The sequence below is a fragment of the Microcoleus sp. C2D2 genome, assembly GCF_036702495.1.
In the GTDB taxonomy this organism is placed as follows: domain Bacteria; phylum Cyanobacteriota; class Cyanobacteriia; order Cyanobacteriales; family Microcoleaceae; genus Microcoleus.
The window spans coordinates 22485-41167 of record NZ_JAUBTO010000066.1 but is presented as its reverse complement, the minus strand read 5'-3'; the positions used below and the strand labels follow the sequence as shown (position 1 = coordinate 41167).

General features: G+C 45.4%; 22 protein-coding genes. 7 read left to right on the top strand and 15 right to left on the bottom strand.

The features are described from left to right. Nucleotides 1-236: 236 nt before the first annotated feature. Both petD and petB read right to left on the bottom strand, forming a co-directional pair. Nucleotides 237-719 carry a cytochrome b6-f complex subunit IV gene (petD, locus tag QUB61_RS21040; protein ID WP_333131875.1) on the bottom strand — a complete coding sequence of 161 codons (483 nt, stop codon included), beginning with the start codon at nt 717-719 and terminating at the stop codon, nt 237-239. A 555-nt stretch (nt 720-1274) separates the two neighbouring features. Continuing rightward, nucleotides 1275-1943 carry a cytochrome b6 gene (gene petB, locus QUB61_RS21035; RefSeq protein ID WP_333131877.1) on the bottom strand — a complete coding sequence of 223 codons (669 nt, stop codon included), beginning with the start codon at nt 1941-1943 and terminating at the stop codon, nt 1275-1277. 589 nt (nt 1944-2532) lie between these two features. Here petB and ctpA point away from each other — a divergent pair. Next, complete coding sequence (ctpA, locus tag QUB61_RS21030; protein ID WP_333131946.1) at nt 2533-3768, top strand: carboxyl-terminal processing protease CtpA; 1236 nt, start codon at nt 2533-2535, stop codon at nt 3766-3768. 343 nt (nt 3769-4111) lie between these two features. On the opposite strand, the gene QUB61_RS21025 is transcribed toward ctpA, so the two are convergent. The 3 genes from QUB61_RS21025 to psaM all read right to left on the bottom strand — a co-directional run bounded on the left by QUB61_RS21025 (nt 4112) and on the right by psaM (nt 5573). Next, nucleotides 4112-4525, bottom strand: coding sequence for a slr1601 family putative cell division protein (locus tag QUB61_RS21025; RefSeq protein WP_333131880.1), 414 nt, complete (start codon nt 4523-4525; stop codon nt 4112-4114). Nucleotides 4526-5054: 529 nt separating this feature from the next. Then, the gene (locus QUB61_RS21020; protein WP_333131882.1) at nt 5055-5237 is read right to left on the bottom strand and encodes a hypothetical protein; all 183 of its coding nucleotides are present in this window, start codon (nt 5235-5237) and stop codon (nt 5055-5057) included. Nucleotides 5238-5477: 240 nt separating this feature from the next. Beyond that, nucleotides 5478-5573 carry a photosystem I reaction center subunit XII gene (psaM, locus tag QUB61_RS21015; RefSeq protein ID WP_333131884.1) on the bottom strand — a complete coding sequence of 32 codons (96 nt, stop codon included), beginning with the start codon at nt 5571-5573 and terminating at the stop codon, nt 5478-5480. A 425-nt stretch (nt 5574-5998) separates the two neighbouring features. Between psaM and QUB61_RS21010 the strand changes: the two genes are divergently transcribed. Then, the gene (locus QUB61_RS21010) at nt 5999-6769 is read left to right on the top strand and encodes a TerC family protein (RefSeq protein ID WP_333131886.1); all 771 of its coding nucleotides are present in this window, start codon (nt 5999-6001) and stop codon (nt 6767-6769) included. Nucleotides 6770-6925: 156 nt separating this feature from the next. On the opposite strand, the gene QUB61_RS21005 is transcribed toward QUB61_RS21010, so the two are convergent. Then, nucleotides 6926-7258, bottom strand: a complete 333-nt coding sequence (locus QUB61_RS21005; RefSeq protein ID WP_333131888.1) for a hypothetical protein — start codon at nt 7256-7258, stop codon at nt 6926-6928. After that, nucleotides 7251-7985, bottom strand: a complete 735-nt coding sequence (locus QUB61_RS21000) for a DCL family protein (RefSeq protein WP_333131890.1) — start codon at nt 7983-7985, stop codon at nt 7251-7253. Before QUB61_RS21000 ends, QUB61_RS21005 begins: the two co-directional genes overlap by 8 nt. 146 nt (nt 7986-8131) lie before the next feature. Between QUB61_RS21000 and QUB61_RS20995 the strand changes: the two genes are divergently transcribed. Beyond that, nucleotides 8132-8551 (top strand): XisH family protein, encoded by a 420-nt coding sequence (locus tag QUB61_RS20995; protein WP_172190429.1) that lies wholly within the window; start codon nt 8132-8134, stop codon nt 8549-8551. Then, nucleotides 8536-8871 carry an element excision factor XisI family protein gene (locus tag QUB61_RS20990; RefSeq protein WP_333131892.1) on the top strand — a complete coding sequence of 112 codons (336 nt, stop codon included), beginning with the start codon at nt 8536-8538 and terminating at the stop codon, nt 8869-8871. Before QUB61_RS20995 ends, QUB61_RS20990 begins: the two co-directional genes overlap by 16 nt. Before the next feature lie 89 nt (nt 8872-8960). Here QUB61_RS20990 and QUB61_RS20985 read toward each other — a convergent pair whose 3' ends face one another. Next, nucleotides 8961-10049: an ABC transporter ATP-binding protein gene (locus tag QUB61_RS20985; RefSeq protein ID WP_333131894.1), complete on the bottom strand. Its 1089-nt coding sequence runs from the start codon at nt 10047-10049 to the stop codon at nt 8961-8963. 126 nt (nt 10050-10175) lie between these two features. On the opposite strand from QUB61_RS20985, the gene QUB61_RS20980 reads away from it, so the two are divergent. Continuing rightward, nucleotides 10176-11897, top strand: coding sequence for an iron ABC transporter permease (locus tag QUB61_RS20980; protein ID WP_333131897.1), 1722 nt, complete (start codon nt 10176-10178; stop codon nt 11895-11897). Nucleotides 11898-11947: 50 nt separating this feature from the next. Continuing rightward, entirely contained in the window at nt 11948-12469 is a 522-nt protein-coding gene (locus QUB61_RS20975; RefSeq protein ID WP_333131899.1) for a pentapeptide repeat-containing protein, read from the top strand. 305 nt (nt 12470-12774) lie between these two features. On the opposite strand, the gene QUB61_RS20970 is transcribed toward QUB61_RS20975, so the two are convergent. Beyond that, nucleotides 12775-13884, bottom strand: coding sequence for a Fe(3+) ABC transporter substrate-binding protein (locus QUB61_RS20970; RefSeq protein ID WP_333131901.1), 1110 nt, complete (start codon nt 13882-13884; stop codon nt 12775-12777). 658 nt (nt 13885-14542) lie between these two features. Between QUB61_RS20970 and QUB61_RS20965 the strand changes: the two genes are divergently transcribed. Beyond that, complete coding sequence (locus tag QUB61_RS20965; RefSeq protein ID WP_333131903.1) at nt 14543-14797, top strand: hypothetical protein; 255 nt, start codon at nt 14543-14545, stop codon at nt 14795-14797. A 44-nt stretch (nt 14798-14841) separates the two neighbouring features. On the opposite strand, the gene QUB61_RS20960 is transcribed toward QUB61_RS20965, so the two are convergent. The 6 genes from QUB61_RS20960 to QUB61_RS20935 form a co-directional block, all read right to left on the bottom strand. Beyond that, the gene (locus QUB61_RS20960) at nt 14842-15858 is read right to left on the bottom strand and encodes a histone deacetylase (protein ID WP_333131905.1); all 1017 of its coding nucleotides are present in this window, start codon (nt 15856-15858) and stop codon (nt 14842-14844) included. A gap of 53 nt (nt 15859-15911) precedes the next feature. Beyond that, complete coding sequence (locus QUB61_RS20955; protein ID WP_333131907.1) at nt 15912-16064, bottom strand: hypothetical protein; 153 nt, start codon at nt 16062-16064, stop codon at nt 15912-15914. 101 nt (nt 16065-16165) lie between these two features. After that, the gene (locus QUB61_RS20950) at nt 16166-16654 is read right to left on the bottom strand and encodes a cupin domain-containing protein (RefSeq protein ID WP_333131909.1); all 489 of its coding nucleotides are present in this window, start codon (nt 16652-16654) and stop codon (nt 16166-16168) included. A gap of 59 nt (nt 16655-16713) precedes the next feature. Next, a complete protein-coding gene (locus QUB61_RS20945; protein WP_333131911.1) occupies nt 16714-17340 on the bottom strand; it encodes a TMEM175 family protein in 627 nt (208 codons plus the stop codon). 253 nt (nt 17341-17593) lie between these two features. Beyond that, nucleotides 17594-17905 (bottom strand): nucleotidyltransferase family protein, encoded by a 312-nt coding sequence (locus tag QUB61_RS20940; protein WP_333131913.1) that lies wholly within the window; start codon nt 17903-17905, stop codon nt 17594-17596. 46 nt (nt 17906-17951) lie between these two features. Beyond that, nucleotides 17952-18335 (bottom strand): hypothetical protein, encoded by a 384-nt coding sequence (locus tag QUB61_RS20935; protein WP_333131915.1) that lies wholly within the window; start codon nt 18333-18335, stop codon nt 17952-17954. Nucleotides 18336-18683: the final 348 nt, after the last annotated feature.

The following is an 18683-nucleotide window of genomic DNA, read 5'->3' as shown; positions in this document are numbered from 1 at the left end:
ATTGTCAGACTATTTCGGTAGCAGAACCCGATGAAGCGTCAAGAATCACCGCGCCTTCAGGCCGGTGAGTATTTCAAAACTCACCAATCACCAATCAAAAATCAAAAATCTAAAATCCCCAATCTAAAATCTAAAATCTAAAATCTAAAATCAAATGACGCCCGCTAAAGTTTCCCACCAGTACCAAAGCACTTTACAGGAAACCCGCAGGCGTCAAAATCAAGCAAGCTTAAATCTTAGAAAAGACCAAGGGTGAAAGATTTGTCGATCGGGAAAATAGCACCAATACCCAACCACAGAGTGAACGCAGTTCCCAAGAGGAAAACAGTAGTAGCAACAGGGCGGCGGAACGGATTTTGAAACTTGTTAACGCTCTCGATGAACGGAATCAAAATCAAGCCAACGGGAACAGCAGCCATGCAAGCAATACCCAACAATTTGTTAGGCAAAACGCGCAGGAGTTGGAACACAGGCCACAAATACCATTCCGGCAGAATTTCCAGCGGAGTAGCAAAAGGATCAGCAGGTTCCCCAACCAAAGCCGGGTCTAGTACCGCCAAACCGACGCACAGAGAAATCGTTCCCATGATGACTATAGGGAAAACGTAGAGCAAGTCATTAGGCCAAGCTGGTTCGCCGTAATAGTTGTGACCCATGCCCTTAGCGAGCTTAGCGCGGAGGTCTGGATCGCTCAAATCTGGTTTTTTGAGAATAGACATAGTAAGAGTGTTCTCCTTTTAGTTTTAGCCGGGCCTGGGATGCCGCTGTATTCGTTAGTCTGAATCAGCGGTGCGATCGCAGGAAGTATGGGCCGTAAATAAATATCTTGACATCCTCACCGACTATCAGGTGCGGTGATTCCTAAACCTCACAATTTAGGTTTCTGCTTCTTTGCAACTGCCTCCACCCTCAAGGAGTATTGGTCTTACGTTCGCTCCACAGACTATCCCCGCAAGCCCTGCGGTTCTTATGTGTCGAAAACCCCAAAAGGAATTCTTATGTATTGTTTTGATTCTAGGGATGTTTGCCATTGCCCTATCCTCTTTTCCCGGTCTACCGATTTGTCTGCGCCGCCAGTCAAACTGGACTTCGCTCGTTAGGCTGTCTGAATCCATCGACGGACAGTGGGTCAGTGACCATCTAGATGCTAATACAAAGCCGTCCTAGAAGGACGGGGTTTCGTGCCCAATTTTTTGATGAGTGATGAATTCTGAATTTTCAACTCACAATTCAGCGGGGGGGGCAAAAAAAATACCGCCCCCACAACTCAAAACTTACAACGGGCCAGAGATACCTTGCTTGCGAATCATCAAGAAGTGAGCCAGCATGAACACTACAATCAGCCAAGGCAACACAAAAGTGTGCAAGCTGTAGTAGCGAGTCAAAGTGCCTTGACCGACGCTGACACCGCCGCGCAGCAGTTCAACCATCAAAGAGCCGACAACCGGGATGGCTTCGGGGACACCGGAAACGATTTTAACCGCCCAGTAACCGATTTGATCCCAAGGCAGCGAGTAGCCGGTCACGCCGAAAGAAACAGTGATGACTGCCAAGATTACTCCTGTCACCCAGGTTAACTCGCGGGGCTTTTTGAAGCCGCCGGTCAGGTAAACCCGGAAGGTGTGCAAAATCATCATCAGTACCATCATGCTGGCAGACCAGCGGTGGATGGAGCGGATCAGCCAGCCGAAGTTGACTTCATTCATCAGGTATTGCACTGAAGAAAAAGCTTCTGCTACCGTGGGACGGTAATAGAAAGTCATGGCGAAGCCGGTGGCAAACTGGATCAGAAAGCAAACTAAAGTAATCCCGCCCAAGCAGTAGAAAATATTGACGTGGGGGGGTACGTACTTCGTAGTGATGTCATCGGCGAGCGCCTGAATTTCCAGGCGTTCCTCAAACCACTGGTAGGTTTTTGAGTCGGTGATTTGTTTAGAAAACATGGAGCCAGAATTCCTAAAAGAATATTGCTGTGGTTGAGGTTCAGGGCAGCAGCCACAAGGTTTTTTGTCGCCCCGCGCCGAGCAGCTTGCTTTTACTAGCAAATGCCTGAGGCTATTTTTTTAATTTGGAGCTGACGAAAGGAACTCTATTGTGCGATCGCCGGAAAGCCCTGGGAAACTAAGCGGTCGCTTATCCCTACTCGCTGGCGTTGCCCGATCGAATTCCAGACTGTGATAAAAAATGTAACATAATTGCTGTGCAAATTTCACGCGAGCGATGCTTTTGCCGAGTCTCAAATACCATTTTCTGCAAGCTCAACATCCGCCCCAAGCTGGCATACAGCCAAGAGCCTAGCGAGCGAACCAAAGTCCGACCCTGCCACCGGGTCGCTGGGGCGTAAATTTTAATATTTATGATAAAACTTCACTTATGGGGCGATTAAATGTTACATTTAACCAATTTTTTGTTCGCGGAGGACGTTTGACGAATGCCGAATGCCTTGGGGAGAGTTAAATGCGCAAAAGCTTAAAAGCCTACAAACTTAAAATACAGGAGATGCAATACTTGCCTATCTTTTACAGAAAAATCATGCACAGACGAGTTTTCCAGATTGCTATTTTACTTTTCCTCCAAGTCGCCCTAGTTCTAGGCCCGTGGGCCGGGCCTGCGGCGGCCCTAACTCCAGAACAGCAGCTTTTGAGCGAAGCTTGGCGAATTGTCAATCGCTCTTATGTGGACGACAAATTCAACTCTAAAAACTGGTGGTCGATTCGCGAAAAAGCTGTCAAGCAACCGCTCAACGACAGAGAGCAGACTTACACGGCGATCCAGGGGATGCTGGCGAATCTCGACGACCCCTTCACGCGACTGCTGAAACCGGAACAGTACCGCAGTTTGCAGGTCAACACTTCGGGAGAATTGACGGGAGTGGGGGTGCAAATTGCGATCGACCCCCAGACAAATACCGTGACAGTGGTGGCTCCTGTGGCCGGCTCACCGGCGGATAAAGCTGGCATCCAACCCCTCGATCGCATCCTGAAAATTGATGGCACTCCTACCTCAGAATTGAGCCTAGACGAAGCAGCAACTCGAATGCGCGGTCGCATCGGCACTCGCGTTACCTTGACCTTGGGGCGCGAGGGAAGGAACGCTGTTGAGGAAATTGAGCTAGTGCGCGATCGCATAGCCCTGAATCCGGTTTACGCCGAATTGCAGTCGCCGGAGAATTTATCGGTGGGCTACATTCGCCTGAGTCAATTCAGCGCTAACGCCACTGAGGAAGTCGCCCGCGCGATCGACCGCTTGGAAAAACAAGGAGCCGCCGCCTACATTCTCGACCTGCGGAACAATCCGGGGGGACTGTTGCAAGCAGGGATTGAAATTGCCCGCTTGTGGCTCGATTCCGGGACGATCGTCTACACGGTGAACCGACAAGGCATTCTCGGCAGTTTTGAAGCCTCGGGAGAAGCCTTGACTGGCGATCCGCTGATTGTTTTGGTGAACAAGGGAACGGCCAGCGCTAGCGAAATTTTGGCGGGTGCGCTGCAAGATAACGGCAGAGCTCAACTGGTAGGAGAAAACACTTTTGGCAAAGGGCTGATTCAGTCGCTGTTTGATTTGTCTGACGGTTCCGGGTTAGCCGTGACTGTTGCTAAGTACGAGACACCGAACCATAAAGATATTAACAAGCTGGGGATTGCGCCCGATCGGGTAGTGCCTTTGGAACCGATTGCACGCGATCGAATCGGCACCTCCTCCGACTTGCAATATCAAGCTGCACTGCAACTACTGAAAGAAAAAACCGTGCTGGCAAAGTCAGTATAAGCAGCCGGAGTTTGAAGTTTTGAGCTTGCTGCAGGGCGTCAATACACAGCTCTTTGTCTGTCTCTGCGTTTCGCTCGCAATCCCAGACAAGAACGATATCAATTCCGGTTACACCGTTCGGGATGGTCCGTTGGGGGTGGGGAGTCGTCCGTTGGGGAATGTGGAATTATTGACCAGGACTCGATCGTGCCCATAACCGGAAACGATCTGAGCCTAAAAACTCTTTAACTCAAAAGTCATCTCACGTCCGACAGATTCATCTGTCATGGTTCGCTGTGCGAAGCAATGACAGACAAGAATGATGCTATCGGACGCGATCTCAAAACCCAAAACTCCCATTCCCTTAAGGTTGCGGGGTTGATTCCTCGGCTTCGGGTACCTCTGGTTCCTGCAAAATCACCGGACGCTGCTGGGGGTCAGAGCGATTGCTTTGCTCTTGCATCACAGTTTTAGCAAGACTGGGGTCAAAGTAGCGGTTAAAGTTCGATCGCGACTGATTTACTCGCCCTTGGGTAAGATTGACTTCAGCTTGGATTTCGTGCAATTTTTCTTGCACGGCCCGGTAGTGAGGCCAAAGCTGAATCAAAGCAGAAGTGGCACAGACTGAAAGTACCATGTTGACTGCTAACTTGACTCCTGTTTCGGCGCCGAGCGTTTTGTGAGGGTAAGAACGCTGGCGGCGGCTGCTGCGAGGAGCAACTCGAGGAGAGTTTTTTACAGGTCGCAGTGGAGTAACGGTGGGTTGAGTCGCTTGCATAATTTTTTTTCAAATACCTGAGACTGAGGTTTGAGAGCTCAAAAGAGCAAATTCTGAGCTTAACGCACACCCGCCCCGGTTTGTCAGGGTGCTGACAGCCAAAATTTTTGAGACTGATTGACCTCCTCGTTGATGAGCTGAAGCTAACCTCAACTTTTGTCTGTGATATCCCTTACTACCCGGATGCTTGCGCCGCCTGACGCGACCTTCGTGCGGCGTTGCTGATGCGCTTGCCTCAAAGCTTTGGGATTTGCCATGACCGAAAGCATCCAGGATACAAGCCCCCGGATTCATCCGTCCAGAAATAAAAAACCTGTATCCGAGAAACTTGCCCCCCGAATTTATCCGTGGGGTCAATGCTTCAATCTAAAATCTCAAATCTAAAATCTCAAATCGATTGACCGCGCCGCACGAAGGGGTAGCCAACTGTTTAACTCCCAAATCAACACCAACAAAGTCCCGCGACGCCAGGCGTAACTTCTGGCTCTATGTCATAGCTAAAGCCGATCGACCAGCTTCCAGCTTGTTGTCAAATAGTAAATGCTTTTGTGGTGACATGGGGCAAGCCTTCGTAGGTAGATACCCAGCCAATTGTAGGTAACATCAATCGAGTACCGCCCAAAGCTATGGGTCTGCCGCTAGCATCAATGGTAAAACTATCGTGTCTACCTTTTTCTTGAACTTGGGATAAGCTGTCCTGAGCATCAGCCATTAAGATTTACTCCTTGGTTCCCATTCCTCTATTAGCAACCAGCTTGGGCTGTGGCGGGGGCATTCTGGGGGTGCGAGGTGACGCCTGAGGACAGAATTTCCGAATAAAAATGCCTGCCCTTGCAGTCTCGTCTTGCTGACCACAGACTATTTACTCCACTGAGGCAGCAATTGTCTGTAATGCGAGAGAGTTAACTACTCGGGCAGGTTCGCTAAGCGGTTCGCGGCTGGTGCCTGGAAACTACTTGTACAGTTCAGTTGCGAGGCGGTAAGCCAGGATTCCGGGAATCAAAGCAATTACGAGCGCTACGTAGACTTGGGTATCTGTTAAAGACATATTGGGAAAACTCCTTTTCGCGGGCACGAGCTTTCACCAATTTCAGACAAATTGGCGCTTTTGGGAATCATTTGTTACAACTTGAAATAAATTTGGTGCGTCCGGGGAGGAGTGTCCGACTGTGCGAGTGGGGGAGTGGGGGAGCCGGAGATGCGGAGAGTGTCCGAGTGTCAGAGTGGGAAAAATCCTGCTTCTTCCCTCTTCTTTGTACCCTCTTACCTCAACATCCATCCGTTATATCCGTTACATCCGAACCAAGCGAAGCAAGCGAATCCGTTGCCGAACTTTCTTCGTTCCGACCATCGGAGTAGTGCAGAATTACCGCATTAGGTTAAGATTTAACTGAAGGTGACACTAATTTGAGACACAGCGGGTAATTTGCGCTGCGCTCGACCCTTGCCAATCTTAGGTGCACAAAAGAGTTAATGGTAGATAAATTTCTCGAAGCTTCGCCCAACGTTGGACTTGACGGCTTTTTATTATTGTTGGTTTTGGTGGCTTTGGAAGCTGTACTTTCTGCTGACAACGCGATCGCCCTGGCGTCTATCTCTAAAGGTTTAGAAGATCCCACGGAACAGCAAAAGGCTCTCAACTTGGGTTTGATAATTGCTTTTGTACTGCGGATTGCACTAATTTTAACGGCTACTTGGGTAATCCAATACTGGCAGTTTGAACTGCTGGGTGCTCTCTACCTGCTGTGGCTTGTTTACCAACATTTTACTTCAGATACAGACTCCGAAGGAGAACATCACGGGCCCAGATTTGCCTCGGTGTGGCAAGCAATTCCCATGATTGCTTTTACGGATTTAGCATTTTCATTGGATAGCGTTACTACTGCGATCGCTGTGTCTGACAACACTTTTATCGTGGTAACTGGCGCTACTATTGGAATTATTGCCCTGCGATTCATGGCCGGGTTGTTCATCCGCTGGCTGGATGAATTCGTTCACCTAGAAAGTGCTGGTTATATCACAGTTGGGTTCGTGGGACTGCGGTTGTTGCTGAAAGTAATTAATCCGGAGTTAGTTCCTCCGCAATGGCTGCTAGTTTCCAGTATCGTGTTGATGTTTGTGTGGGGATTTTCTAAACGCACTCCCGAGCCAGTAGAGCTTGCAAAATCTCCAGACATTGCTCTCAATCAGGCGGATTCAGAAGTGGCAGTGCCGGAATCGCAAGGACAGAAATCCGAAATTTAACATAACTTTCATCTGAATAAAATTAGCTTAAATGTGTTAAACCAACAAGATTGAAGGCTGGTTAAAATGTGCAAAAGCCTTTCATCCCGGTGGCTTTAGTCCGGGGATGAAAGGCTTTTATTTTGTAATATCGTTTCCTTCAGTAGCCGATCGAACTTATAGGAGTACAATTGAGCCTATGGGAAGGCAGTTATCAAAATCAGACTCAGCAATAGTGGCGCTGGTGGGATAGCGAGGGGAATTGGTTGCTGACGGGGTTGGCGGCATATTGGCGATCGCAGGCGATCGGTCCGGATCTGATTTGAGCCTTGGTGGTGGCTGTATTTTTTGAGGAGAGAGAAAGAGGGCGATGGGAAGGAGTTGCAGGCGATCGGGTTTCACCTTTCGGGAAAAAATGTAACGTTCCTGTTGAGCGGCTGCCAGAAAACTTTGCAATGCACCAGAAATCTGAGTCCATCCGCTCCCACAGAGATGTGATACGTCAGTCACCTAAAAGTTCCTTAGGAATCAATACAGGATTACGGCTCTTCCGAATTCTCTCAGAGCCGCCAAGACTAAGATTTTGTTCCGCTTTAATAATCCTAAGCTTCGCCATTTTATAATGATATCGTCGAAACTTATCCTTTAACTCTTGATCAATCATAGTTGTTTGAAACTGGGCATCCTGGGACATCAACAACATTTCAGGTTTTATTTCAATATCATTAGCGCCAATAAAATTCTCCACAATTACCTGAAATGTCATGGGTTTTTTATGGTCAAGATGGCTCTCATAAATAGCTATCTTATCACCAGTAATATCGCATTCAACTCTTTTATCCGAATCAGCAAAATCTTCAAAATATTTTTCTTTAGTTACCCAAAGATCATCTTGAACAGCGGCACGGCAGGCTTCTAAAAATTCTTGATAAAGAGATTTTTCTTTAGCAGAAATCGCTGAGAGATAAGAAAAATCCGTTCGAGAGCAATCTGTTCTTTCTATCCAAAAGCAACTTGTCGGCATATCTGTTCTATCTTTGTACAAACGTTTTACACCACATCCAATCTTTTTATCGGCTTGAGGATGGCGCTCCAGAAGAGCCAGTAACATATCGCGATCGTCACCTGCTATGGTTTGACCATTTCGATAGCGATCCAACATATTTTTGAAGTGCTCAATAGCATCTTTTTGGGATTTGAACTCTATTCCATTGAGAACAATTGGTTGCCTTGCCATTTAAACTCCCTACAAGTTTTCTATGACGTATAACTTAAATTATATCGCAGATGTGGTACCATAGATCGTAAGAAGCGATATCTGCAAGACATAGGAGTTCAAAAAGTCCCTGCTTATCTTTCCTAACCTCAATTCTCGAATGTCGAATGTCTAGACGCGATAATTTACACTTCTCCCTACGTCGCACCCTCGAAAAAGACGGGTGGACAATTACGGACGATCCTTTAGTCTTAGTATTAGAACAGACACTTTTGAAAGCCGACTTAGGAGCCGAAAAGTTTTTCACAGCAGAAAAAGAAGGGCAGAAAATCGCTGTTGAAATCAAAGACTTCGATTCACCCTCCGTCATCAGCGAACTGGAAAAAACGATGGGACAGCTTCAGCTTTACCAATGGGCATTGGAAGGCCAAGAACCGGAGCGTCAGTTGTTTTTAGCTGTGAGCCAAGCGATCTACATTAAACACTTTCAAAAACCGATTTTTCAGTTAGCCGTTCAACGAAATAAAATCAACTTATTAGTTTACGAACCAAATCAAGAGGTGATTCTCCAATGGATAACTCACTAAGCTATGCAGACATTCTCAAAAAAACCCTGCAAGAATCAACGATCGCCCAACCGCGTTTACAGGCGATCCAGCTTTACCCCGTCTGTGATGTCGATTCGGGTCACTTTCTGATTCTGGCTACAGGCTGGGATAAACAGCGCTGGATTGACACGATTCTGTTTCATGCTCGTTTAATTGATTATCAAGTTGTAATTGAAGAAGATAACTTCGAGGAAGGTCTAAGCCAAGCGCTGATTGCAGCGGGTATAAAAGCAGAGCATATCGTGACTAGCCCCTTCCCTGACAACAGCGATAGACAAAGAACCTATCAGACAGTATAAGGAAGAGGGAAGAAGGAAGAGGGGGAGACTGGGAGATGGGAAGAGGGGGAGGATTTTTTCCTCATTAGCAATTAGGAATTAGCCATTAGCTATGGCTGAGGCTTACCGACAAAGAAAGCTAAGGGAGAATTCTCACCACAAGATAACCGAACTTTAGAACCAATGGGAAAAACATTTCCTGTGGTTGTGAGTGCATATAACTTTTCGCCCGAAGGTGTTTTTAAACAATAACGATTTTCTCTGCCTAAGAATTGGCGGTCGCAAATCACAACAGGCGAATCTTCATCTAAGTATAAACTCAAGTCTTCCTGCCGGATCATCAATTCTCCTTGAGTAGAAACCTCACAGGGAACTGGTGAACATGAATCTCGTTTAACAGCAAAACAACCTACTTCTGTTTCCCAAATATCCTGCTTCAGCGATGCAGACACAAAATTAGCTTGCGTCACAAACTCAGCCACAAATCGAGATGCTGGTTCTTGATAAACTTCCTCTGGAGTGCCAAACTGTTCTACTTGACCTTGACGCATCACCGCTACCCAATCTGAAATCGAAAGTGCTTCTTCGCGATCGTGGGTGACAAATACACCAGAGGTTCCCGTTGCTTTGAGAATCTCGCGGACTTCCTGACGCAATCTTAACCGTACTTGTACATCTAAATTACTCAACGGTTCATCTAGTAAAATAATCGCAGGTCTAGGGGCTAACGCACGGGCCAGGGCTACTCGCTGTTGCTGACCCCCCGATAATTCATGGGGATAACGGTTTTCCAATCCTTCTAATCCCACCAACGCTAAAGCTTCAGCGACACCTTTCTGAATATTATGCTTTGACTCTTTTCCTTGATGCGTTAAGCCAAAAGCTACATTTTTCGCGACTGTCAAATGGGGGAAAAGTGCATAGTCTTGAAACACCATACCAATGTCTCGCTGTTCCGGCGGCACTGACATATTAACACTCGCTACAGTTTTTCCTGCTAAAGCGATCGTCCCTGCTTGTAGCTGTTCAAAACCAGCAATTAACCGCAGCAAAGTTGTTTTCCCACAACCCGATGGCCCCAACAACCCCAGTATATCTCCCTGATGTAAAGTCAGGGTGACAGATGCCACCGCAGGTGATGCTGCTTGGGAATACTGTTTTGTTACACCATCCAAATGCAGAATTATAGGTCGAGCCATTATTGCTATAAATAATCAACAACTTACTATTCTACAATAAACCAGTTTAGTGAGATAAATTGTCATGAAGACTTGACAAATGTTTACACCTACTGATAAACTAGCAAGCTAGACTTTTTACTAGCGATGAAAAATTCTCAACAATCACTACAGCAAACAGGAATCAGGACAATCCAATGGCGATCGACCTTACGCGGTTTATCCGCTAGTGGGTGGACCGTGGCAATTATCGCTTTAGCATTGCCGATCGCCATACCAGTTCTCAGTGTCTTATCGAGTATCTTTGTTGAAGCTAAAGATACATGGCAACATTTAACTGAGACCGTTTTAATCCGTTATATTGTCAACTCTTTATGGTTAGCGATCGGTGTCGGCTGTGGTGTTGTCCTGATTGGCGTAGGATGTGCCTGGCTAGTAACAATGTGTCGCTTTCGGGCCAGTCGCGTATTTGAATGGGCATTACTGTTACCCTTAGCGGCCCCAGCTTATGTGCTAGCTTATACTTATACAGACTTTTTAGAATTTTCCGGCCCAGTTCAAACTGCTTTGCGTTATATTTTTGGCTGGAGTTATGGAGACTATTGGTTTCCTAACGTGCGATCGCTCCCGGGAGCAATCTTAATGCTAATCTTAGTTTTATATCCCTACGTCTACCTATTAACAAGAGTTGCATTTTTGGAGCAATCCACTTGTACGCTAGAAGCTAGTAGAATACTGGGCTGTAGTCCTTGGCGGAGTTTTATTACAGTTGCCTTACCAATGGCAAGACCCGCAATTGTTGCAGGTTTAGCACTGGCTTTGATGGAAACTCTCAACGATTATGGCACTGTTCAGTATTTTGGAGTTGACACATTCACCACAGGTATTTATCGGACTTGGTTTGGCATGGGAGAACGAATTGCAGCCAATCAATTAGCTGCCCTGCTATTATTATTTGTTCTGGGTTTAATTTTAGTAGAACGCTGGTCGCGCAGCCGCACTAAATATTATCAAGCTAGCAGTCGCTATCGCCAACTGCAAACTTATCAGCTTAAAGGAATCAGGGAAGTTTTAGCGGTAATGGCTTGTTTTATGCCGCTATTTTGTGGTTTTTTATTGCCAGCAGGTCTTTTAGTCAAGTTGACCTTAGCGAATTGGCAAGTAACCTTAGATGAACGCTTTTGGATATTTGCCCGTCATAGTTTAATTTTGGCAACACTGACAGCAATTTTAGCCGTAATTATTGCCTTGATTATGGCTTATGGTTTACGGTTATATCCTAATTTAGGAGTGCAGTTAGGAACTAGACTTGCGGCAATGGGCTATGCTGTACCTGGTTCTGTCATTGCAGTGGGGATTATGGTTCCCATTGGAAAATTTGACAATCTATTTGATGGTTGGATGCGTGAAAACTTGGGAATTTCTACAGGCTTGTTGTTAAGCGGTACGATCGCAGCTTTGGTATTTGCTTATATAGTTCGCTTCCTAGCTGTTTCTTTAAATGCCGTGGAGTCAAGTTTGAGCAAAATTAAGCCTAATTTAGATGATGCGGCGAGAAGTTTGGGTTATAGTCCGATGCAAACTTTAGTTACAGTTCATACACCAATGATGACGGGAGGTTTATTAACTGCTATGATGTTAGTATTCGTTGATGTCATGAAAGAGTTACCTGCTACTATAATTATTAGACCTTTTAACTTTGATACCTTGGCTGTGCGAACTTATCAACTTGCCTCAGATGAGCGATTGGCTGAAGCTTCTGGTCCTGCACTCGCTATTGTTTTAGTGGGGATGTTACCGGTTATTTTATTAAGTTGGAAAATTGCGCGATCGCGTAAGTCTTCAACAGAGTTAACAGTTAACAGTTAACAGTTGACAGTTGACAGTTAACAGTTGACATTATTCCTTTGAAAATCAAGATGATTAATAAAAACTTAGCAATGTTTACCCGCACTACTGTCACAATCTCTTTGTTACTGCTTACTATTTTTGTCACCTTTGGATGCCAAAAAAAGGCGGCAGATCCCCTCGAAACATTACAAAAAACTAAGCAATGTCCAGAATGCGATCTGACTAATACCAAGTTAAGTGACATGGATTTAACCAGCGCTAATCTCAATGGTGCTAAGTTGGAAGGTGCTGTGCTAGAAAATGTCAAACTTAATGAAGCCTTACTCGATAGCGTCAATCTCAAAGGTGCAAATTTAAAAGGTGCTTCTCTGGAAAAAGCAGGTTTATCTGCCGCCGATCTCACAAAGGCTGATTTGAGTAATGCAAATCTCAAGGGGGCTTTTTTGCGGGGGGCCAAACTGAATAATGCCAATCTTAGTAATGCCGATTTAAGTGAAACTGACTTAAATAGTGCTGATTTGACAGGGGCAAACCTGAAAGGGGCAAACCTGAAAGGGGCAATAATGCCGGATGGTACAATTAAAAATTAAAGAAGTTATAAGCTGTCGCGCATTTAAATTGTATATTCAGGGCGGGCGGGACACCCCACAAGACTTTGATTTTTTTTTGACATACAATTTAAATGCCGCAACAGCTTACCAATTTAATGTGAAGTTACACGCTAATTAAACCCCCGGCTGTCCCCGTCCCCCTTAATAAAGGGGACTAGAGAAGGGGTACTTGCTTCAGTTGATGATTACAGAGAAATGATATCAGGAGTCAGAATTCAGAATAATTCATACTGAATTATTCTAAAATTTAAGTTCGGACTCCTGACTTCTTGTTCAAAACGTCTCTATTTCCATCCTGCGCGATCGGCAATCTTTAAAGCCTCGGCGTTATTTTTCCCAAACACGTCAGGGTTAAGAGGGTCAGATTTGAATGTACCAAAACTGGCAACTGCAGGATCGATCGCCACACCTGAAATCACAGGGTATTCGTAATTACCCCTAGCAAAAATTTGTTGAGATTCCTTAGTGGCTAGGTGTTCTAAGAATTTGATCGCCGCTGCTTTGTTACGGGAGGTTTTGACTACACCGGCACCACTAATATTGACGTGGGTACCGCGATCGCGCTGGTTGGGGAAAAATACACCTACTTTCGCCGCGATCGCCTGTTCTTTTGGATCTTTCGATTTCATTAAGCGAGCTACATAATAGGTATTAACAAGGGCAATATCGCCTACCCCATCTGCAACAGCCTTGATTTGCGCCGTATCATTTCCTTCTGGAGGACGTGCAAAATTAGCCACCAATCCTCGCGCCCAAGCTTCTGTTTTTTGAGCTCCATGAACCGCTAGCATAGCCCCAACAAGAGACTGATTGTAGATATTAGTGGACGATCGCACTAAAATTTTGCCTTTCCACCGAGGTTCTGTCAGCGCTTCATAGGTTGACAATTGGGCCGGGTTCACCTTGCTTTTGTTATAAACAATCACCCGTGCCCTGCGCGATAGACCAAACCAGAAACCTTGAGGATCTCGCAAACTTGCTGGAATTGCCGATGTCAGGACTTGTGAAGACACAGGTTGTAGGATACCTGCTTGTTTCGCCCGCCACAAACGCCCACCATCAACGGTGAGGTAAACATCAGCGGGGCTATTTGCACCTTCACTTTTGATCCGTTCAATTAGTTGGTCAGCCTCCGCTTCAACGAGGTTAACCTTGATGCCAGTTTTTTTCGTGAAGCTTTGGTACAACTGATTATCAGTGTCGTAGTGACGTGCTGAATAAAGGTTGACGCTGCCCGTTTGGGCTAGGACTGGGGCTTTTTTGCTGAGTTCCCCCACTGCCACGACAGCCATTGCTGTACCGCTGGCAAGAAAAATACGCCGAGAAATGCTCATTGTTTTATAATGATAGATTTTTTCATCTGGTAATTGACGCGATGGTAGATCCACAGCCATCTATAGTCATTGCTATAATATATTAATGCAAGTAATTCTTATTTGTTTATAAAGATCGTAACTATTTTAGGGCTGACGCACTGGTGGTCAGAAACCGGGTTTTTTTACGAAGAGACTTCGTTAGAGCATCGCAGATGAGGTAAAAAAACCCGGTTTCTTTGGCCGGAGTGCGTCCAGGACTGTATTTTTGACATCCTCACCGGCAAACAAGGCGCGGTGATTCCCAAACCTCACGATTTAGGTTTCTGTTTCATAGCAACTGCCTCTACCCACAAGGAGTTTTATGGTCTTATGTTCGCTCCACAGACGCTCCCCCGCTAGCCCAACGGTTTTTATGTATCTTCATTCCACAGAAGAATTTCTTTGTCGTTTTGATTCAAGGGATGCATATTTCATTGCCCCATCATCTTTTCCCGGTCTACCGATTTTTCTTCCCCGTTGCGAAACATCGCAAACTTTGGTGTTAGGGTGTATGTCTCCATCGACGGACAGTGGGTCATTTACCACTGAAATTATACTACGACACCGTGTAAAGCCGTCCTAGAAGGACGGGGTTTCTACCCAATTTTTTTGATGATTTGACATTTTGTTTTCTCATCTAGGCGATCCCATCGTTGCCAGAACCATTGGACTCATTCAAATAGCCAATTAAATATCATTGCTTGCCCCCCAAGCAAGCTTAAAATACTGCCCCACAGTATCAATACCCGATCGCCCAACGAGTAGAACGGGCAAAGCAATTGTTGAAAGAAAAAGAGCGATCGATTATGGACATTGCCGTATTGGTGTGGCTTCAACAGCCACGGCCATTCGCAGGGCACAGTTTCGGCAATTTACGGGGATGACACCGATAGCCTGCGCGATCGAATTGAGCGATCGTGGAGTCAGGTCGAGTTTGGTTTTACAGGTTTGAAGCTTTACACTTCGTGCTCAAGCGGGTTGTCACACAGCAGAAAACTAAACATAGGTTGCTAAAGTTCTGACGTGAGCAGTAGCGGCTGCAACTGTAACTGGTAATTTGTAGCCACCTCCGTGAGTAGAGAGAACTTGACATCCACATCTCTTAGCAAAATCTAATACTATTTCCGTCAGTTTACAGAAATCAGCATTTGTCCAATCTGTGATTCCCTTTCCACAATCATCTCTGTGTGAATCATAACCCGAAAAAATAGCAACTAAGTCAGGTTGCCAGGGAAGGTTTTCTAGAGCTTCCTCAAAAGTGCTAATACTCTGATGCCCGCAGTAGAATCTGCCAGTTATACCCTCTGACTCCAAAACTTTAACAGGAAAAGATTCACTAACGATCGGAATGTTACAGTGTCCCACAGCTTCGGCAAAAGTTGTGGTTCCAACCTTCAAGTCTGATGCTTTAGCCATGTAGAGATCGACGCCACTATGAATGCTAATACAATAGATGCTGCGATCGTTGATAAAGATTGACTGAGTTCCATCGCCATGATGAATATCCCAGTCAACAATCAATACTTTTTCAAATCCTTGGGCTTGAGCATATCGAGCAGCAGCGGCAAGAGGATTTAAGAGACAGTAACCGTGTCCCCAATTAATATGAGCGTGATGCCCAACCATACTGAAGCAGTAAGCGCGTTCTAGGTTTCCCTGTTTCATTTGGTCGATCGCTTCCATCATTCCTCCCAAACCGTAGAGATAACCGGGCAAACAATACTCCAAGCCTTGACATTCTATACTCAATTGTGGTAAGGATATGCTGATTTCATCCAGAGGTCGATCGAAGGCTTGCAATATAATCTTTTGAAGATATTCGCGACTGTGAACCCTAAGATAATCAGTTATATTAGCCTTTCTTAAGGGTAAGGCTGGATAGTTTTTCAGATAGTTTTTAAGAGTGTGTCTAACTTGGTTGTAGTAAGTAAAAGAATATCCGGTAAAAGAAATTTCTTGAAGGAGTTTGGAAGTAGAAAATGTTTGTGGGTGCAGATAGGTGGCAAATCGCATGGCTTTATTTCATCCGTAACGAGCAAATACACTGCTTCCAAGGAATTCAAGCATCATATCAAATCCGGGTTAGCTACCCCCTCGCTCGTGGGGAGGACAAAACTCACTTCTTGCGATCGGCAGAGAATCTGCCAGCTTGCTATTTTTCCCTCAGCAGGATTGTCATATTCCAGCAGATGGGTAGCAAGCCAAGACTTCCTGCTCATAAAATATGCAAAAAAATCATAATTTCAGTTAGTTAGTGAAAACAACGATCGCAATTATGAAGTTACCAGCAATTGTTTTACGGTAAAATATCCGACGATCGCTACTCGGATGGTGGAGGTAGGATTTCGATACCGTACTTGGGAGCAGTAGTAAGAATTTTGTCAAGGTCTTCAGGGCTCAAGGATGCTCCAAGGGTAATCTCACCATTGACGGCCTTTCCAACTTCGGCAATAAATTTCTCAAAGCCAGCAGGATTGACCCAAACCAGCATTTTAGCGGGTGTAGCGGTGGTATTCGTAAATCGGTGAAGCTGGCCTTTGGGTGAATGAAGGAAGGTTCCAGCCGTCGCAACGAAAGTACGATCGTCAAGCTGGAATTCAATCTCTCCGTCTTGAACATAAAATGATTCATTTTCTCGGTTGTGCCGATGGGTTGGCGCACCGCCACCAGGTGCAACAATTACCTCACAAAGCGCATAGGCTTCCCCTGTCTCTTCACCAATTGCTTTGAAGGTATAGAGGTCTTGACCAAAGTAGTAAGAACGACCTTGACCGGGTTCAACAAAAAGTCCGTTTTGATGGATTGTCATTTGTTAATTCCTAAAGCGAAGTGTTAGCTGGCTGGCGATGGCTTTTTGTGGAACATTCTTCACGAAGTCAGAATCTTCTCAATACGCCGATCGGGGATCAGCCACATTATTGCAACTAAAACATACAGCATGAAAGCCAACCAGGAGTTGACAAAGGAAAGCAGGATTGCTACGGTATAAATCACCACTGATATTTTACCCTTCAAGTCTCGCCCAAGTGCAATTGCCAGAGTGGAATCTTTACCGTGGTGAGAAATAAGAACACGAGTAAGAATGAAGTAAGCGATCGCAGCCAACAACAGCACTGTGCCATAAAGCGCAACTGGCCAGGCGGCGAAGTGGTTCTCCCCTGTCCAGGCAGTGACAAAAGGAATGAGTGACAACCAGAACAGCAGATGCAAATTAGCCCACAACACATTACCGTTGACCTGCCGAGTCGCCTGTAACAAGTGATGGTGGTTGTTCCAGTAGATACCAAGATAAATAAAACTGAGTACATAGCTCAGAAATACTGGAACTAGCGGACGCAGCGCAGCTAAATCAGCTTCATGGGGGACTTTCAATTCCAGCACCATAATGGTGATGAGAATGGCGATTACACCATCGCTGAATGCTTCTAACCTGCCTTTACCCATTTTTGTACATCCTCCTTTTTTGCTGGCGCGACCGATCGCTCTTAATTCCAAAAATAACTTAGCATAAGGTCGGTTGCAGTGATGTGCTATACCGATCGGCGATCGCTTGCACTTACCAACAAAGCCAACGATTTTGCTTGCCTAATCTCGGCTGAAAACAGATAACCTTAACGGACTTTTCGCTGATATGTTTAAGCAGTCGATCGGTACGACTTCTTATCAATACCCGATCGCGCAACGGGTAAAACGGGAGAAGCAGTTGTTGAAATAAAAAGAGCGATCGATTGAGGAAGCGCGATCGCGGTTATTTGACATAGATAGTTTGAGCAGTAGAGAGAATTTCTTGACGCCGAATACAGTTGGAACTGCGATCGAGCGCCCGTTTACTGATTAGATCGACTCGTCTACTTAGCACTGCTTCGAGTTCTTCCTGCATTTGGGCGCGATCGAGTAGACCCCAGTTGGCCGTGGGGGCAAAAGCAACTAGGATATCGATGTCGCTGTCTGCATGAAAGTCGTCACGAAGTATCGAACCAAAGAGGGAGAGTTCGATGATTTGCCACTGTTGGCAGAATTTGGTGATTTTGTCAATTGGCAGGGCGATCGCGGTTTTCATTCAGCCTCCTTACTTATTGACTAAATATTTTGCTTGAGAATGTTCGTCAAGCAGCATTCGTAGGCTCTAGTTGGACTTTTTTTGCTTCCAATCGATAGCGTTCCTCGTCTGCTTCTAATTTTAGGAGTTCCTGATGATTCTCACAGTAATTAATCGCTTCATAGATAGCAGACAGCGGTAAATCCCAATTTTGGGCAGCTTGTTCGGGTGACATCTGATTGGCAGTCATGTCTCGCCAAATAGTCGATGCCAGTAATTTACGTCCCTTAATGTAAAGTTGTTTGCGCCAAGCATGAGGACGTGCAATTAAATATTGCCAATTCTCGATTTCTGGTGTACTTTGCAGGGATTGAACGATCGCACCTAGCAGGGCAAGGCGATCGCTGACTGATAGTTGGCTGGCTTTTTCTTTAAGCTCTTGCAAGGACATAAAAAAATACTCCAACAAAGGTTGGTATTTGAATTATAGTACATTGGAATGCGATCGAGATTGACATAAACCTTTTGAGCATCAGGATGCAGAAGAACTTTCTGATCAAGAATATTATACCGCAGTTACGATAGAATGATGAATAATACTACAAACAATAACTCAAGCTGCGTATTCACGTTTCTTGATAAGCAGCTATATGACAACAGAAGCTTATTGAGATTTAGATCTGAGTTTGAAAAGCTTTTGCTAAAAGTATATATATTCGTTTTAGAATCATTAATAAAGTTAGCAAAAACTGACTTGAAAGGTAGTAAGTTGTTAATGCAAGTAGCCACTGAAAGTTAC

Excerpts from the sequence above, each read along its gene's own strand:
- petD (WP_333131875.1), bottom strand. The coding sequence starts at position 719 with ATGTCTATTCTCAAAAAACCAGATTTGAGCGATCCAGACCTCCGCGCT.
- petB (WP_333131877.1), bottom strand. The coding sequence starts at position 1,943 with ATGTTTTCTAAACAAATCACCGACTCAAAAACCTACCAGTGGTTTGAG.
- ctpA (WP_333131946.1), top strand. The coding sequence starts at position 2,533 with ATGCACAGACGAGTTTTCCAGATTGCTATTTTACTTTTCCTCCAAGTC.
- QUB61_RS21025 (WP_333131880.1), bottom strand. The coding sequence starts at position 4,525 with ATGCAAGCGACTCAACCCACCGTTACTCCACTGCGACCTGTAAAAAAC.
- QUB61_RS21020 (WP_333131882.1), bottom strand. The coding sequence starts at position 5,237 with ATGGCTGATGCTCAGGACAGCTTATCCCAAGTTCAAGAAAAAGGTAGA.
- psaM (WP_333131884.1), bottom strand. The coding sequence starts at position 5,573 with ATGTCTTTAACAGATACCCAAGTCTACGTAGCGCTCGTAATTGCTTTG.
- QUB61_RS21010 (WP_333131886.1), top strand. The coding sequence starts at position 5,999 with ATGGTAGATAAATTTCTCGAAGCTTCGCCCAACGTTGGACTTGACGGC.
- QUB61_RS21000 (WP_333131890.1), bottom strand. The coding sequence starts at position 7,985 with ATGGCAAGGCAACCAATTGTTCTCAATGGAATAGAGTTCAAATCCCAA.
- QUB61_RS20995 (WP_172190429.1), top strand. The coding sequence starts at position 8,132 with ATGTCTAGACGCGATAATTTACACTTCTCCCTACGTCGCACCCTCGAA.
- QUB61_RS20990 (WP_333131892.1), top strand. The coding sequence starts at position 8,536 with ATGGATAACTCACTAAGCTATGCAGACATTCTCAAAAAAACCCTGCAA.
- QUB61_RS20985 (WP_333131894.1), bottom strand. The coding sequence starts at position 10,049 with ATGGCTCGACCTATAATTCTGCATTTGGATGGTGTAACAAAACAGTAT.
- QUB61_RS20980 (WP_333131897.1), top strand. The coding sequence starts at position 10,176 with ATGAAAAATTCTCAACAATCACTACAGCAAACAGGAATCAGGACAATC.
- QUB61_RS20975 (WP_333131899.1), top strand. The coding sequence starts at position 11,948 with ATGATTAATAAAAACTTAGCAATGTTTACCCGCACTACTGTCACAATC.
- QUB61_RS20970 (WP_333131901.1), bottom strand. The coding sequence starts at position 13,884 with ATGGCTGTGGATCTACCATCGCGTCAATTACCAGATGAAAAAATCTAT.
- QUB61_RS20960 (WP_333131905.1), bottom strand. The coding sequence starts at position 15,858 with ATGCGATTTGCCACCTATCTGCACCCACAAACATTTTCTACTTCCAAA.
- QUB61_RS20955 (WP_333131907.1), bottom strand. The coding sequence starts at position 16,064 with ATGAGCAGGAAGTCTTGGCTTGCTACCCATCTGCTGGAATATGACAAT.
- QUB61_RS20950 (WP_333131909.1), bottom strand. The coding sequence starts at position 16,654 with ATGACAATCCATCAAAACGGACTTTTTGTTGAACCCGGTCAAGGTCGT.
- QUB61_RS20940 (WP_333131913.1), bottom strand. The coding sequence starts at position 17,905 with ATGAAAACCGCGATCGCCCTGCCAATTGACAAAATCACCAAATTCTGC.
- QUB61_RS20935 (WP_333131915.1), bottom strand. The coding sequence starts at position 18,335 with ATGTCCTTGCAAGAGCTTAAAGAAAAAGCCAGCCAACTATCAGTCAGC.